Source organism: Thermobaculum sp. T2p, from assembly GCF_059335935.1.
Map to the genome: position 1 here is coordinate 18128 of NZ_JANZYQ010000007.1, position 16120 is coordinate 34247.

Here is a 16120-nt window from a genome sequence, read left to right on the forward strand (position 1 = left end):
TATGGCTCTGGGGCGGCCTAGGCCGCCCCAGGGTGCAGGAGTATGGGGTAGTGTGGGGTGAGTTCAGCTATAGTTAGGTCGCCAGCGATACATCAGCACTTTAGCGCGATAATCCTCCTCGACGAACACCAGGTACTCTCCGTTGCGTCGCCTGTAGGCGTTGATGGAGTTGACCATATCTCCCCACCCTATTGGTCCTGGGCCTCCCACTGTGTCGCCCGGTACCAAGTACTGGAAGAACGTGCCATCTTCTGCCTTATAGATCCACACCCTGCCCGCAGTGAACACACCGTGCATGAAAATGAAGTCGCCCTCCACGTAGGCGGACTTGATGATCACCCTCGGGTCGGCATCCTCTCTGAAGTCGTGTGGCACGTCTATGGTCCAGGTAGGGGTTCTGTTGCCTGCTAGCCAGCCATCGAATCGGGACATGACCTTGCCTATGATGCCCCAGGTCTCCTCCTGCTTGTCAGGAGTATAGCCGGCCACATACAGAGTATCGGTCTCGGGGATATAGTTGACCCATTGCACGACTTCATAAGGCGTGGGCACCTCCCATACCATGGGAGTTCCATACACTGGGTTGCCTTGATCGTCCCATCCGACGATCGGGGTTCTGGCCACCTTGTTGCTCCCGGACTCCCAGATAGCACCCTGGGAGTCGGCGAACGTGCCCCATCCGTCCAGCTGCCTCTCATAGGTGTACGCCAGGGTGAAGAACTCGGTGTGGGGCTTCGGTCTGTACACATAGATGGGACTGTTTAGCTGAGCGTTCATGAAAAGTAGTAGCTGGTTATTCACCCTGCGCGCAAAGGCCACATGCACGGTAACGTCCTCTGAGCTCGCGCGAGGATCGTCCGCCTGTGCTATCGGGTCCAGGGTGTAGCCCTTGAGCTTCCATTCCCTTCCCGGTGGCGCGTCCAGGTCAAGTATGTAGTGCTCCTCAGCGCCGTACACGTGTGCCCCGTCGGACCTGGGGTCGACTGCCACTAGGTCTAGGAAATGGAGCCCCATCACCTCCCACTGCAGATCGCCCTGAGTGCCGTACTTGCGTATGATCGTGCCGTCCCATAGGCCGCCGCTGAGCCCGACGTACAGGTTGCCCTGAGAGTCGGTGCCCGCTCCCGCCAGGTTGAACAGCTTGGACGGAGTGACCTCCCCCGGCCTTCCAGAAGCCAGTCCTCCCTCATCTCCAAAGGTCTGCACCAGCCTGGGCTGCGGATAGAGCTCGTAGAACAGCACCTGCTGCCTTGGACCATTGTCGGCCACCACCAGGCGACCTACGTGGTCGATGGACAAAGCCCTAGGCCTACCCGGGTCGGGGATCTGCATGCCCAGGGGATTGCCATCATAGTTGTACCCCTGGATTTGGTCGCCTGCCAGCACCCAGATGTTGCCCTGATCGTCGATCGCCAGGTCCCTCGCTCCATCCACCTGGAAAGAGTGCAGGTGGTCTAAAGTGACCTTATCGTAGATGTCGATGGTACCGTCCTGGCGCACGACGTACAGCTCGCTCCCCTTGACGGTAGCACCCACGGCCTCTCCTATCTGATGAGTAGATAGATAGGAGAGATTCGCCCGGTCGAATGTCACCAGCTCTCCCGAGGTGTTAATGAGGTATATCTTCTGGTCGTCTATGGCCACGCTTTCCCCGGCGGTTCCCCAGCCCCAAGCTGTGTGCCCTCCCTGGCCGTTGTACTGCTGGATGAGCTTGGAGTTGACGTCGCCGTCCTTATAAACTCCACAGCATCTGCCTGCCTCATCCCATGCCGCAGCAGTGTATACCGCACCATCGGGGGATACCTCCATCTCATCGATGTAGTCCTGGACCCATTTGTTGTCGGCCCCACTGAAGGTGTTGCCCAGCCAGGAGGTCGTGTAGTTTTCGTTGGGCGCCAGCGCCCTGCGCCTACGCCTTCCCTTGGGGTGTGATGGCCGCCCCTTGGCTAAGATCGATGTACCCGGAAGGAATCCTAGAGCCAGCCCGGTGGCGGGGATGAACCTGAGGAACTCTCTACGAGTAAGCCTCTTGGTGCCCTCCAATTGCCTGCCATGCTCTCCTCCTTGATGTTACTGCGACTACTCTGCGGCCGCAGACCCTCCTGTCGACTACTATTGTATTATAAATATAGCAATTATGCAATATTTGTAATACACATTATTGGAATGTGCGTACACCATACATGTATGGGATAATAGCGTGACCTGTAAACTGACCGGCTAGGAGGTAAGGCTTGGCCGCGACGGAGGTGGCGAGGAGTGACCGCCGCGGAGTAATCTTGGAGGTCGCCCGCCTGTTCTTCAAGCTGGGCTGCGTAGCGTTTGGGGGACCAGCGGCCCACATAGCGATGATGCGGGACGAGGTGGTAACGCGGCGTTGTTGGTTGACAGACCAGGAGTTCCTGGACCTGCTAGGCGCCACCAACCTCATCCCTGGTCCCAACTCCACGGAGATGGCGATCCATCTGGGGTACAGGCGAGCCGGCTGGCCCGGCCTGATAGTGGGGGGCGTGGCCTTCATACTCCCGGCGATGCTGGTAGTCCTGGCGATAGCCTGGGTCTACGTCCGCTGGGGCACTACCCCTCAGGCGGCTTGGTTGCTGTACGGCATCAAGCCGTTGATCATCGCGGTGGTGCTGCAGGCGTTATGGGGGCTCGCACGTACAGCGATCAAGAGCCCTCTGCTGGCGGTGTTGGGCGTTGCGGTGGTAGCGCTGTACCTGCTGGGGGTCAACGAGATAGCCCTTATGTTTGGCGCGGGCTTGCTCGTGATGGTGATCGAGAACTCTCGACGGTTGTGGGAGCTGCGTCGCGCGACGCTGGGGGTGATGCCCCTCGTTTGGTTGCCGGTGGTCATCTCCTCGGGTACGACCTTCAGTCTAGCGGGCTTGTTCCTGACTTTCCTCAAGATAGGTGCGGTGCTCTACGGTAGTGGCTACGTGCTGCTGGCATTCCTGCGCAACGACTTCGTGGAGCGTCTAGGGTGGCTGACCAATGCTCAGCTGCTGGACGCCGTGGCCGTGGGGCAGGTAACACCTGGCCCGGTGTTCACTACTGCCACCTTCATCGGCTATGTACTGGGCGGAGTGCCTGGGGCGTTGTTGGCCACCGTGGGTATATTCCTGCCGGGGTTCGTGTTCGTGGCCATCACCAACCCGATAATCCCTAAGCTACGGCAATCCCCTTGGATGCGTGGCCTGCTCGATGGCGTGAACGTGGCTGCCGTGGGACTGATGGCGGCCGTCGTTTTGGAGCTAGGGCGTTCGGCAGTAGTGGATCCCCTGACTGCTGCTATGGCCTTGGGCGCGGCGGTGATGTTGATCCGCTGGCGCGTAAACTCCGCCTGGCTCGTGCTGGGGGGAGGGCTCTTGGGGCTGGCGGCCCATCTGCTGGGCACTTGAGCCAGCCCACGAGATGGGTCTGGTTGACGGGTGCTAGAACCGGCCGGTGTCGACGTCCAGGATGAACTCTATCAACCCGTAGCAGTAGATCTCCTGATCGTCGTACATTGCCATATGGCTGCCGTTGGGACAGTGCAGGTAGCGTGCCTGTGGGATCTGGGTAGCCATCCACCTCATATGCTCTGGGTCCATAGTGTCGTGCTGGGCGCCTATGACCAGCGTCGGGACCTCTATCCTTCCCAGGTCCGCCGTGCGGTCCCATCTCTCGAGCTTGCCGCTAGCTCCCAGCTCGCTCGGGCCCTGCATGGGGACGTATATCTTGGGGTTGATGTGCGCGAACGCCCGGTTGACGGGGTCGGGCCACTCCTCTAAGGGCATGCGGAGGACGTGGTACACGTAGTGGTGCTGCATCAACAGCTCCATGTACCGCGGGTTCTCGTAGTCCCCCTCCGACTCGTAGCGTTGGATCTCTGCCAGTGCCTCCTGATCCATCGCCGGCATGAGCACGTTGTGGGCGTACTCGTTGTACGCAGGGATAGAGGCCATCATGTTGGAGATGATGAGCCCTTTGATGTGCTCCTGATAGCGGAGGGCGTACTCCATAGCGAGGATGCCTCCCCAGGAGTGCCCCAAGAGATAGAAGTTGTCTCTGTCTAGCCCCAAGGTCCTCCTCACCTGCTCCACCTCCTCCACGAAGCGCTGTACTTCCCATAGGTCGGGGTCGTCCGGCTGGTCGCTGTAGAAAGATCCTAGCTGATCGTAGTAGTAGTACTCGATACCGGCGGCGGGCAGGTAGGAGTCGAAAGCTTCGAAGTACTCGTGGGTGGCACCAGGACCGCCGTGCAGCAGCAATAGGCGCATCGAGGGGGAGTTGCCGACCCGCTTAGTCCAGACCTTGAACCGGCCCTTGGGAGTGTCTATAGGGATGAGCTTGACGCCCCCGGAGAGGACGTCGTCCCTGCCTCGATAGTCCAAGTAGGGGGTTATGGGCTGGATCTCTGCCATCTGCCTAAGTCTCCTTACCGATGAAGATTGTAGGTCATGATATCATGGAATCATGGGAGTTGTAAGCTGTGTGAGGAGAGTTGATCATGGCGATAGGTGAGGAGAGAGTTCGCGTGCTTGGATGGGAAGGTTGCCTCAACGTCAGGGATCTGGGAGGCTACAGCAGCTGCTACGGCGGGGAGACCCGTTGGGGAGCCGTGATCAGAGCAGACAACCTCGCTCGTCTGACTGAAGCTGGCAGGAAGGCCCTGCTAGACTATGGAGTGCGCACAGTGATAGATCTGCGCATGCCCGAGGAGGTCAGACTACACCCCAACCCGTTCGCAAAGGAAGGCGAGCACGGGGTGAGATACCACAACGTATCGTTCATAGATCCCTCTGCTCCCAGGCAGGACTTCACGACCCTGGCTAACGACTACAAGTGGATGCTGGACACCTTCGGCGCCTCGGTCGCCCAGGTGATGAGACTGATCGCCTACGCGTCCGAAGGGGCGGTGCTGTTTCACTGCATGGGGGGTAAGGACCGTACGGGCCTGATCTCCGCGCTTCTTCTCGAGGTGGCCGGAGTGGATCGCGAAACGATAGCTGCCGACTACGCGCTCACGCAGGAGTGCCTCGCGCCGGAGTGGGAGGAGTGGTTGGAGAGCGAGCCCAACAAGCGGGAAGAGCGGGAGCGCGAGCTGGCCAAGTACATGCCCACCAAGGAGGTCATGCTCGAGGTCCTCGAATATATGGACGAGCGCTACGGTGGACCGATAGAGTATCTGCGGCAGGTAGGCATCTCCGAAGAGGAGATAGAGCGCATACGCGCCAGGCTCCTGACTACCTAGTCCTGAGACCTTCTATCAGTGGCTGCCATTTACCCTATCCGCCATGGTCAGACGGAGTCCTCTGACCATGGCGCTACCACGTGGGATCTCTTTGCAAGATGGCGTGTTGAGGCCGGGCAGCTTGCTCTTTCTAGAAGCTAGTGGCTTGTTTCTGACCCAGAGAAGGTGCTGCGGACGGCGCAGCTAGCCGCTTAGCTGCTGCGGTCTCAGGTTCCATGCGGACCTGCGTCCTGACCAGGTAGGAGTGATTCCTGCTGGATAGATGATCACTAATGGGCGTTGCGGACGTACTTCTCAGAAGACGAATCTCGAGTTGATCATATCGTCGATTCCTACTGGGAAGAAATTTCTAACCGATCACGCTGAAGCCTATATCTTTGACAGCAGTTCTGCCTGCTCTAGCACCTCTGGATCGTCCTATCTTGCTTGTTCGGCAGGTAGCAATACTTGCGAAGAATCCATTTGACCGACACACGCAACTATGCCCACACGTTCTCGTGCAGAGTCCAGCCGATGGTCACGTTATTTCGTGCGATTGCGACCAGCTGCCGCGCGATGGTTCAGAGCGTCTCGTCGCCTAAGACTTTGACTGCACGATCACTAGTTTCCAGGGGAAGGGACTCCCTCCGGCGCCCGCTTGGTGAGCGATGCAGCCACGGCCTGAAAGAAGTCCACATCATCGCGGCTAGCCAGCGCCACGTCGTGCTGCAACGCCAGAGCAGATATCTTAGCAGATCCCGTACTTCTCCTGCATCATCGGCATCGCACATTCCTACTCGATGGTGGTCTGTACAGCGTCACTACTCTTGGTGTAGGTTGCTAGTGCTGTTTTGAGTTCGTGTAACAGACCTAGGTAATTCATCGCTAAGCCGCTGGGCTTGTTGCAGAAGACCCTGCTCGCTCGTCAGTGGACTGCATGGGCCTGTAGCCGTACATGGTTTTGTCAGGCGAGGGGAATGCATCTGGGGTAATCCAAGCCGGTGAGCTATATGTCTCGTGTGACCCCGTGGAGTGTGGGCGGAGCTTTCAGAACCAGATCTCGCTCTTCCTAAGGTTGAATTTCTTGGTTTCGAGATCCTAATCGCTTTAGTGTACGTTCTAGCTCAATATAGGTTATATTCAGAGCGATGCTGTCACACCCATCTGGGATCTCTATCAATTCGGAGTCCAACAGGTGGTCGAGGGAGAGATAGTAGGGTTAGGGTGAAGGCCTGGCAGGAATTGTCGCGCTTCTAGCCACCTCTCATCTGGTGTGGACGGACTCGAAGTCCACGAACTACGCGTTGAAGAGCGCCCGCGTCATTTGCTCTAGCGTCTCGTTCATCTGCCCGTTGAGCTCAACCTTGTCGCCCAGTGTGCCGAGGGTGTGGGCGATGTAGAAAACATTATTCTAGCATAGCTTCTCGCTGTAGTGCACAGCGCCGATGGCTCCCTCCCGTCCGGTAGTAAACCGTTGGCCTAGAGGTCACAGCTTCTGAATTAGCACCGACCCTATACACATCGAGCCAAACATGGAATATTGCCAAGGGAATTGCTTTTCCTCGAACTGCTCGTCGTCCTGCTGGGTCTCGGCGCCAGCGTAGCGGTTAGGAGTAAGCACGTAGCCGTGCTGTCGGATTTCCTCCAATGCGACCGAAAGACAAAAATATGATATGTACTGGAATCCATAGGGCAACATTTATGGTTGCCCTATGGATTCCGTCCCAATGATGGGCAGGTGCCATCACTCCTGCTCGAAGCCGTGGCTAGTGAACTTCAGCGTCCGGCAGTTTTCCGTCACGACGCGGACGACCTGATCAGGCACACCGTCGGGAACCGTGACTTGGATCTCCAGGGTCACCGAGACTTGGGCGCCCGGAAGCGACGAGAGATGCGCGAGAACCTCTTCGGCGATGCGTCCTGCCTCTGCCCCGAGGCGAAGGGGACTCAGCACCACACTGCCATGGAAGCGCTTGGGTGGGTTGGTGGTGCTGAGTGACTCCTCAGGTGTATGGGGGGTAGGCCCTCCCCCGGCAGGGGCAGTCCCTCCCGCCGTAACGCTGGGCACTGCTCCTGTTGTAGCTGGGACGGTTTGTTGCTCCTCTTCGATCTGGCGTCGTGCGGCCTCGGGTTTGACGAGGAGCCCCTGAGGGTCCGAGTCTGACAGGGAGAGGTTCTGACTGTAGCGCAAGCCCCGGTAGCGCCCCGTGGCCTCGTCGTAGCTGTCGGCATAGGCAAAGCCTTCTTGTTCCCAGGTGAGCAGGCTCACCCCGTCGCGCACAGCGCGTACAAGCACCGCCGGCTCTTTCAGGCGCGGCAGGTACACATAGCGAGCGAAATCCTCCACCAGCTGCCGCACTTCTACATGATCGCCTCGCCAGAGTGGGACACGGTCGAGCTCCATGCGCAGGCGCGTGCCGGCAAGGCTCACAAGTAGGAGTTCGTCGCGGCGCAGGCGTTTGCTGGCTCGTACTGCGAGCGAATCCTCTCCTTGCAGGCGGAGAGCCTCGAAGGTCACCGTCGCGATCGGGTCCGGCCGCCCCTGTGCGTCCTGCTGGACGGGCACCAGCAGCCAGGAGTAGGTTTCCGGCAGGCGCGCCTCCACTGTTTTGTCAGCTGACTGCTTTCGGGTCTCCGCCTGGCGGACCTGCTGCGGATCCAGGTTCAGCGCCTCTCGATCACTGAGGATGGACTCCCAGGCTAGGTAGAGCCGCACAGCCTCCTCCAGATCCGAAAGCCGGGTCTCGTCCGGCGCCAGGAAAACGAGGGCGTTGCGATAGAGCCGCGGCGCAGAGCCGCGCATTTCCAGAATATCTTTTGCTTTGCGGAGAGCGGCACTGTCCGGATTGCCTCTGGCATGCGGCGTTGCTGGGCCCAACACTACCAGCCGGGTTTCCAGCCCATCGGGCACGTCAGCGCCAGACTGCGGAAAGGCATGCACCCCGTAGAAATCGCCGCGCTCGCGCAGCGCCTGCCGCACCCGCTTCTCGATTTCGCTCTGCACCTTGTCCGGGTCGCGCTTGAGCTGCTCGGCGCGGTCCTCGGCTAGCTTGGTGACCGTCGGCTGCGTGGCGTACCAGTAGCGCGTGCCGTCATGGTAGAGGTAGGTGGCTTCGCTGGCCAGCCGGCGTAGGGCATCCCCGAAGACCGCCACTGGCTCGCCGGGAAAGGCGCAGCCCAACTTGACGCGGCGATCTTCGAGCCCTTTGTGGGGCGCGCTCGTCACCGGCGCCGAACCCAGGAAGATCGTGCGCGCCACCCGTCGGCACGCCGAGTACCTGCCCAGATTCGGGTGGTCGCGATCAAGCCGGACGGACAGGGCGTCCGGCCCATCCACATCCTTCTCGAGAATCGGTGCCCAGTTGTCGGGCAGGTAACGCGTCAGCTCGAACTGCACGCGCGGATCGTCCATCGGCAGCGTGGCCGGTAGGATGAGCGGGCTGCGGTCGCCCTTTTCCCACAGCGAGTGAATCACCGCCGCCATGAGCCGCAGCACTCCCCGCGTGCGCTGAAACTTGAGCAGCGTGGACCAGTCAGTATAGAGCCGCTCGAACACCTCCGGATGAATGGGATAAGCCGCTTTGAGCCGCTCTTCGTAGGCGCGCTCTGCGCATTCGGATGGGAATTCCCCGGCCTGCGTACGGTAAAGCTCGGCAAAGGCGCGCGCCACCACATCGCGGGTTTTGTACTGTTCATTCTCAGTGAAGGGCTGAAACAGCCGCCGCCGCACGATCTCGAAGGATTCTTCGGCTGAGGCGGGGCGCCACGACGACTCCACCCGACCGATCACATTTTGCAGGCGATGCAGGGCCTCCCGCCCTCGCAGGCCACCTACCTCGACATCTTCGGCTTGGGGTGATCCCGGCCCTTCCGACGCTGGTAAGCTGACCACTACCAGGCAATGACTGACCGCCCGCGCCGATTCGGTGAGCGCTTGCGCAAAGGAAAACTGCGTCTCGAACGAACCGCCTGGCAAATCGGCCGCGTCGTGGAGCTGGCGGGCGTAGGCTACCCACTCGTCAATGAGAACAAGGCAGGGTCCATAGTCACGGAACAGTTCGCGCAGGCGATCGCCGGGGTTGGTGGCGCGCTCGTCGTCGGCGCGGATGCGCTCGTAGGCCTCGCGCCCGCCCAGTTGCCAGGCCAGCTCGCCCCACAGCGTGCGCACCTCGGTGCCGTCGGGCTTGCGCAAAGGATTGCCCGGCGAAAGACGGTTGCCCACGAGCACCACCCGCTTGACGGAAAGTACCTTGGGAACGCGCGCATCTTGCATACCCACGCCCTCCTCGAGTACGCCACCGGATTGGTAGTTTTCCCTCCTGGGTGCGCGGACGTCTCGTCCGCCTTGTGCGGGCCAGAGGCCCGCGTACCCAGCCACGCGACGCCTGGCTTCCTCCACCGCCCCCTCCACGCCCGGCAGATCGTCCAGCGACCTCCCCGAAGTCAGATGGAAGAGTGCCAGCATGGAGTGCGTCTTGCCCCCGCCGAAATTGGTCTGCAGTTGCACCACGGGGTCGCCCCCCTGGCCGGTCAGCCGCAGGATAGCGTTGGCCAAGAGCTGTCGCAGGCTCTCGGTGAGGTAGGTGCGCCGGAAGAACTCCTCCGGGTCACGATATTCATCGCTGCCTTCGCCCAGGTACACCTGCCACAGGTCGGCGGCGAATTCTGCCTGCTGGTAGCGGCCGCTGGTCACGTCGGGATGTGGAACGGCCACTTCGCGCCAGGGCTTGAGGCTACTGGTGGCGCTGCTTTCGATCAGCGAGCCGCCCAGCCGTCGCTTCTCGCTGCGCACTTGCTCGTCGTACACCTGCCGACGGAGTTCCAATTTGAGCCGGCGCACCTCTTCCGCCTGGGGTGCTGAGAGTGCGGCCAGCAACCGCTCTGCCGAGTCGAGCGCGCGGTCGGCGTCGTCGCTCGAGAACGTTTCCTGATGCGCCCAGCGATTGCGCCACTCCCGCAGCTCGCTCACCAGCGACCGTTCGGCAAATCCCAGCGTCTTGCGGAAGACGTCGTTCCAACTTTCCCACATCAGCTTGAGGAGACTCGCCGCGTCCCACTCGGTGATGAGCTTATTCTTCAGCAGCGGATCCTCGGCAAAGCGGCGCACCGTCTCCATGTTCACCGCCCCTGCCCGCACGGCCTCCTGTACTTCGCGCTCAACGTAAGGCGCCAGCCCCTCGCGCAGAAGCTCGAGCGCCTTTCCTACTCGATCTCGATTGGTCATGGCCATGGGTTAGTTCTCCTCCTTCTTGGCATCGCTTGCTGATTGTGGCGAAAGAAGCAGACGAGCTCGGACTGTTTCCAATAACCTCTCGCATAACAGATCCGGTTCTTCCACACCGAGTTCCGTCAGCACTGCTTGGACAAGGGGCTGCTTCAGAAACTGGGGTGGATCGTCTTCTGACCATAATTTCGCGTCCTGCATTTTTTCACGGGCACTTTTCATAAGTTCAGGTGTCGGCTCATTATGGGCGACATCGTTGCGAAGATACTTCACCTTGCCGATGGCGTCAACAAGCTTCTTGAGAGGCTGACTTTCCAAGTAGTACTTAGCGAAGCGACCGGCACCATCCTCGAAAAAAAGATATGTGCCGTCATCCAACCGCTCGAAAGGACAATTCCGCTTGTCTTCCTCATCGGTCGCGTCGTTACGTAGAAGCTTCTCGCCTTCTGGCACTTTAGCGCCCTCTTTGGGACGAAGTACGTCCAATCCCCTCTGTTTCTTGCATGTTCGTTTGAAGCGTTCAAGCAGATGGTCCCATAGCGCCGACTCGAAGAATGCCACGGTACCATGTACTGCACGCGGAACATCTCTGGCACGGAGCGCCAACTCGACACGGAGAGCGACGCGAACAGCCATCTTCGAATGCTTAAGAACTTCGATGTCGCACTCGTTCGCGAGGGGTAGGGAGGCGGCGAAGTCGGCCAGCCAGCGCACGACCTTCGTCCAGTCCTGCCCCGGCTGGTTTTCGAGGTGACTCACGGCGCCCCAAGCAGCAAGCAGGTTTCCCTTCTGGATGAGTGACAGCGCTTGCCAGCGGGCGCGTATGCCCGCTGCGGGGTGGAATTTCTCTTCCACAGCGCGGTCGATCTGGTTGGCGATTGCAGCATCCGGCACTTCCAGTACTTTTACTGTGGCTTCATTGGCCTCCGCATACAAGCGGGCCAGCTCCTCGATCACCGCGTTCGCTGCCGCCAGTCCGCCGGTTGTTGCCACAATGATCTCATTAGGCTTCACTTGCTCAACCGCACTCGCGATAGCCCGTGACAGAGAAAGGACGACGCTTCCTCGGACGACAGCATCTACATCGTTTGTTTGATCCTCGAGCGTTTCCTGATCCTCGAGAAAGGCATGACGTTGTATCTCGGAAACACCCTTGTCACGTAGCCGTTGCTCGAGCACTGCACCTGCAAATCGCGGATCGCTGTCGATCGTGCGGCGGGTCTCGAGGAGAAGCGCGGCGGAGGGGAGCTTAGCCTCAAAGTATTTGAGCACTGCGTCGAGTTTCGGCGTACAAAGGCTTAAATCGCCATCGGGCAGCTCCGATGCACGCTGATTGTCCTTTTGGGCCGGAGCATCCACGACCGTCCACCGCCGCTTCTTAATCTCGTCATGAAGCTTCCCACACGTCTTGGCATCGAGTTCTTTTCTGACGCCGTTTATGACTAGCTGAACGTCGGTCTGACCAGTGGTCGTGATGAGTAATTTGGTCATCGTCTACCCTCGCGATACCGACGCTTGCGCGAATGTTGAGCACGAAGATTCGTGTGGAAGGTGTATATTTGACCGTTTTGCCTCGGATAGTCGGCTGCGTCAGGATGCTTGTGCCGATGAATGGCGAGCCACTCATTCTGTGTCACCGTCCTTTGGTAATGCTGTCTCACCCAGGCAACGAGGTCGGCCTCGGGCTTCAGCGTTGGCGTGTCGCCCACTTCGTCGAGCAGCAGGAGCTGCTTGGCCTCGATACGCACGCTGCCCCAACCGAGCGGACGCGCGTAGCCGAGCTTCGTGCAGTAGCCGTCGGGGTGCGTACCACCAAGTATGTCCTTGAACTGGTTGGGGCTGAGCGCAACGAGCACAGCTGCCAGCTCGGCCGGATCTAGATCGCGGAAGCGCAGAGTAAAGCGGAACCTTCGTCCGGGCTTTGAGGCCTCCAAAGCTAAGGTGCTTCTCTCGTTAGCACGATTGTCAGGCGAGTCATCCTTCCACGGCTCACCCGTGTAGGCGTCCGGTCGATCGAAGTAGAACTTGCGACCAGCGAGCTCGCCTGGTTTGTCATATCCAGCAGCATCGCCGTACGTCACCAGTGTTGCCTGATCCCAAGGGCGGGAGTTGGGATAGTAAGGCTGCTGCAAATAGAACTCAACCGCGCTCGGCCGCGGCATGCCCAGCTCCTTGAGGAAGGTTGGCGGCAGAAAGCGCTGCTCATCACTTTCATCGTCGCCTACAACCTCTAGGGCGGCGTTGATCGAGACGCGGCCCATGAGCTGTGCGTAATCATCCTCGCCGATCCCGGCACTGCCCTCGTTGTCGCCGGTGTAGCCGAAAAGCCGCCGCACCGGCGAGAGTTCCTTCGGAGCGCCGTCGCTATCCTTCTGCCGCTCCTTGTCGAGCGGGAAAAGGCCGTGCCGTTCGCCATTTGGAGCATCTGCGTCCCGGCGCACTGTGTCCACGTATGCCCAGCGGTAGTAGTAGTGCCAGCCAAAGGAGACAATCTGCTTTTTCTCGGTGTCCCATTCTACCCAGATCATGTCACCGGGCTGGAACACCTCATTTTGTGCTGCCTCGAGGATTCGCTTGCGCGCCGCCTCACCATCTACCACACTGGGGACGTCGGGATGCCGTGCTGAGAAGTGGCCATGGTTGAGATCAATGAGATGACGTAGTGTCGCGAGGTAGCCCTCCTGCACGACGTTCGGGACCTCGACGGTCTCGGTCGCCGTGTCGGGATTCGCGGCCAGTTTCTTGTGCAGGTTTCGCTTCGAGTTGAGCCTCTCGCCTGCTCCCAGCCCCCCACGGTAGGGCGCGCCGTTTGGGTCGTCGAATCGGTAGTAGTTCGAAGTCTGCTCGAACCTCTTGTCGTAACGAAGGTTGGTCGGAAGTAGCTCGAGCTTCGTCGGAACGCGCACCTGCGTCTGGTCGTCGAGCGCCTTCATCTCGACGCCGTCTTTCGGCACACGCGCGAGCCGCGGAACCAAGAAGCGGTTCGCGAGCTCGCGCGGGTACATAGCGTTCGGCCGATACGAGTACGAGCGCTCCGCCACGCGCTCCATCGGCGCGCCAAGAAGCGCTCCCAGCTCGTGCCGGAGCAGACCTTTAAGCGTATCGCCAGGGATAATAACCGGACCCTTTCCCCATGGCGCGCGTAGTGGACAAAGCACGACCTTGTTGGCCGTGAGCTGACCAGCCCCGTCCAGGCTGTTTGGAACCGGCCACTCGGCCTCGCTATCGCCGACGATTCCACGTTCCCAGCCGACCAGGAGTGGCGTGAGCGTCTCCAATTCAAAGCGTATCTCACCGGAGAGATGCTCCTTGCTGCTCGTTCCGTCGTGCCAGATGGGAGCGGCGCTTTTGAAATTATCGGGTAGGGAGACAAAGCCGTATGGCTTTTTACGAAGGTCTGATTGCGCTGGTGACCCGCGATCAGGCTTTTGCCGTCCGCCTTGCGCCTGGTTGCGTTGTTGAGGGCCGCCTTGACGCATGCTTCGAGGCGTAGGCGTCGTGGACGCGGGCGCTGTGATAGTGGTATCACCCCCTTCGATCTCCTCAAGACCGGCAGCGCGGAGTTTTTCGCGTACTTGAGCGAGATGCGTCTCCTTCGCCGCGCAAATGATCAGCTCGATTCCATCTTTGGCGTTGATGATGTCCAGATGCGGCATCCCAAGCTGATTGCTCTTTAGTTTGTTGAGAGCCTTTATGTCGCGAGGTTTACCATCGAGTACGCGAACGCGAATGCAATAAGGTTTCTCTGACATCAGTCTGCCTCCTGAGCGATTTGCTCAATCGTAAAGCCGAGTATCTCATCCCCCTCATACCATTGACGCAGCAACACCTTCCCGCGCCCGGTGTTAGCTGCCGAGAAGCGCTTGAAGCCGTGCAGACGTGCGGGTACGTGGACGACCTTGACCTTTTTGCCATCGGAGGTATCAGGGGCAACTTCCTCGATAAGCACCCATCGCGCGCCGCTGGAAGTGCGCACAGCGCGCCAAACAGCGTGCTTAGTCTCGTCCTCCTGCTTAGCGTAGAATGCTACCTCGTCCACCTGCAGTGGGTCAGCGCCCGGCCAAGTGGTACCGAACGTCTCCGGGGGTTGGCTGACATTGAGATCGATCGAAGGGTCACACCACCATGCAATGAGTGTCTTATTTCGAAGCGCATTCCTCGCCAAGCTGACAGCCTCACCAAGTGTGAACTGAACAGCACTCACCGTTCCGGATTCAATGCGAACACAAGCATCCTCAGGCTCTGGCGCATCGAGAAAATCCCGCATTCCGTGCGCATTCTCATGAGTCGCCTGCTGTGACATCTCAGAAGGCGTCCAGGTTCTCGTTGCTTTTACGTCGTCAATACGCCAACCTTTAGACCGCCATTGCCCCCACCCCGATCCGCGCGTCTTGTGGCCGCCGATAGGCAAGTGTCCCAGCGCCCCCAGTGCTATCTGGCGATCGATCAATTCGACCAGCGGTTCGACCTCCTGCGGAGTAGGCCCCTCCACCACGATACGTACCGGAAAGACGCCTTTGAGCAGGCGCACGGCGTCGCGCTTGGCGGTGCCGTAAGAGCCTGCGGAGAATTCGTCCTCCGCATGCATATGCAGCTTGGCCGCCGCCCACTCGCCTTCGGCGTGGGCGTCGCGGATGAGGATGCGGCTGCTCCTGTTCACCGTGCCGAATGCCTGACCGGCAGGGTCGTCGTCTCCGACATTTCCTTGCACCAGGTGCGGATCTTCAACGCGGCGGCCTGCCGCTCGTTCTGCACGGGAGAAAGCGTGTCGTAACGGGCCGCGCACGCTCGCGCCGGGAATCAGCGGCCGAGGGCCATCCATCAGGATTGGGCGATCGGTGAATATTGCCTCTGGGGCCGGCGTCTCTGAAGCAACCCAGGATGGCTTTGCCCAGGTACCATCGCCAGTTGGTTGGACCATGCCTTCTGCGTCGTGCGGGCCAATGGCGAGCATGTCAAGCCCCCATGCAGGCTCGCCTGGATTCGGTTGGTATTCGCCGAAAACTAATTCCACATCGAGTGTGCGGAAACACCACGAGCGAGTCGGTTCGACGGTCGGCACTGTCTCAAGGGGCGGAGGAAGCTCCTTGCGGTCTGACTGCACCCAGCGTTCATAACTCGATTCGTCGAGGCGATAGACCTTCAGATCTTCCAAGTGGCACCAGCCAAGGCCGCGCGCCACATCGCCTCCTAGCCAGCAGCGTCCCTTCGCCCAGTGCTCGGCCAGCACGTAGCCAAGGATGCCCTCGGCTTCTCTGGCTTCGTTCTCGTTCTCCGCGTAGGACCAGTCGACTCGAAAATGGAGAGCCCATTTCGTCCCTGCGGGGATGACTTCGCGATCGTAGAGCACGCCTTTCGCGCGGGCGCCAGTCTTGTGCCGAATACCGACACCTGCACGAAGGCGCGGGATCACATCCGAATCCATCGGTGTTGCGTTCGCAAATTCCCACACTGATCGGCGAAGCGCACCGTGTTTGATATCGTCCGAGACCGCGCGAGGCAAGGGATCAAAGAACCGCTTAGCCATAGCGACGGCAGCCCCCTTGAGGCCACGGCCGACAAGTGTGGGAACACCGTCAACCAGCGTGAAAGGATGATCGGCACTGCCCTCTCTGTCTAGCCCCGATACTGTCAAGGCTGAGTCCTGTACCAGTATGGCCGTGAATAACGTCAATCGCATC

At 59.9% G+C, this 16120-nt stretch carries 10 protein-coding genes; 2 read left to right on the forward strand and 8 right to left on the reverse strand.

The features are described from left to right. Nucleotides 1-63: 63 nt before the first annotated feature. Nucleotides 64-2043: an NHL repeat-containing protein gene (locus N2245_RS03470; protein ID WP_494535339.1), complete on the reverse strand. Its 1980-nt coding sequence runs from the start codon at nt 2041-2043 to the stop codon at nt 64-66. A gap of 191 nt (nt 2044-2234) precedes the next feature. Here N2245_RS03470 and chrA point away from each other — a divergent pair, with 191 nt between their 5' ends. Beyond that, entirely contained in the window at nt 2235-3401 is a 1167-nt protein-coding gene (chrA, locus tag N2245_RS03475) for a chromate efflux transporter (protein ID WP_494535340.1), read from the forward strand. A 33-nt stretch (nt 3402-3434) separates the two neighbouring features. Here chrA and N2245_RS03480 read toward each other — a convergent pair whose 3' ends face one another. Beyond that, entirely contained in the window at nt 3435-4406 is a 972-nt protein-coding gene (locus N2245_RS03480; RefSeq protein ID WP_494535341.1) for a proline iminopeptidase-family hydrolase, read from the reverse strand. A gap of 86 nt (nt 4407-4492) precedes the next feature. Here N2245_RS03480 and N2245_RS03485 point away from each other — a divergent pair, with 86 nt between their 5' ends. Continuing rightward, nucleotides 4493-5236, forward strand: a complete 744-nt coding sequence (locus N2245_RS03485) for a tyrosine-protein phosphatase (protein ID WP_494535342.1) — start codon at nt 4493-4495, stop codon at nt 5234-5236. 560 nt (nt 5237-5796) lie between these two features. Here N2245_RS03485 and N2245_RS03490 read toward each other — a convergent pair. The 6 genes from N2245_RS03490 to N2245_RS03515 form a co-directional block, all read right to left on the reverse strand. Further along, on the reverse strand, nt 5797-6006 hold the full coding sequence (locus N2245_RS03490) for a hypothetical protein (RefSeq protein ID WP_494535343.1): 210 nt from the start codon (nt 6004-6006) through the stop codon (nt 5797-5799). A 695-nt stretch (nt 6007-6701) separates the two neighbouring features. Beyond that, entirely contained in the window at nt 6702-6914 is a 213-nt protein-coding gene (locus N2245_RS03495; protein WP_494535344.1) for a hypothetical protein, read from the reverse strand. Nucleotides 6915-6959: 45 nt separating this feature from the next. Beyond that, nucleotides 6960-10445 (reverse strand): Swt1 family HEPN domain-containing protein, encoded by a 3486-nt coding sequence (locus N2245_RS03500; RefSeq protein ID WP_494535345.1) that lies wholly within the window; start codon nt 10443-10445, stop codon nt 6960-6962. A 3-nt stretch (nt 10446-10448) separates the two neighbouring features. Next, a complete protein-coding gene (locus tag N2245_RS03505; RefSeq protein ID WP_494535346.1) occupies nt 10449-11930 on the reverse strand; it encodes a hypothetical protein in 1482 nt (493 codons plus the stop codon). After that, on the reverse strand, nt 11927-14191 hold the full coding sequence (locus N2245_RS03510; protein ID WP_494535347.1) for a hypothetical protein: 2265 nt from the start codon (nt 14189-14191) through the stop codon (nt 11927-11929). The genes N2245_RS03505 and N2245_RS03510 overlap by 4 nt, the downstream gene beginning before the upstream one ends. Then, nucleotides 14191-16119 (reverse strand): hypothetical protein, encoded by a 1929-nt coding sequence (locus N2245_RS03515; RefSeq protein ID WP_494535348.1) that lies wholly within the window; start codon nt 16117-16119, stop codon nt 14191-14193. The genes N2245_RS03510 and N2245_RS03515 overlap by 1 nt, the downstream gene beginning before the upstream one ends. Nucleotide 16120 lies beyond the last annotated feature (1 nt).

Bases quoted from the DNA above. Each gene is read 5' to 3' on its own strand.
- N2245_RS03510 (WP_494535347.1), bottom strand. From the start codon at position 14,191: ATGTCAGAGAAACCTTATTGCATTCGCGTTCGCGTACTCGATGGTAAA.
- N2245_RS03495 (WP_494535344.1), bottom strand. From the start codon at position 6,914: ATGTTGCCCTATGGATTCCAGTACATATCATATTTTTGTCTTTCGGTC.
- N2245_RS03505 (WP_494535346.1), bottom strand. From the start codon at position 11,930: ATGACCAAATTACTCATCACGACCACTGGTCAGACCGACGTTCAGCTA.
- N2245_RS03480 (WP_494535341.1), bottom strand. From the start codon at position 4,406: ATGGCAGAGATCCAGCCCATAACCCCCTACTTGGACTATCGAGGCAGG.
- N2245_RS03515 (WP_494535348.1), bottom strand. From the start codon at position 16,119: ATGCGATTGACGTTATTCACGGCCATACTGGTACAGGACTCAGCCTTG.
- N2245_RS03490 (WP_494535343.1), bottom strand. From the start codon at position 6,006: ATGTGCGATGCCGATGATGCAGGAGAAGTACGGGATCTGCTAAGATAT.
- N2245_RS03485 (WP_494535342.1), top strand. From the start codon at position 4,493: ATGGCGATAGGTGAGGAGAGAGTTCGCGTGCTTGGATGGGAAGGTTGC.
- N2245_RS03500 (WP_494535345.1), bottom strand. From the start codon at position 10,445: ATGGCCATGACCAATCGAGATCGAGTAGGAAAGGCGCTCGAGCTTCTG.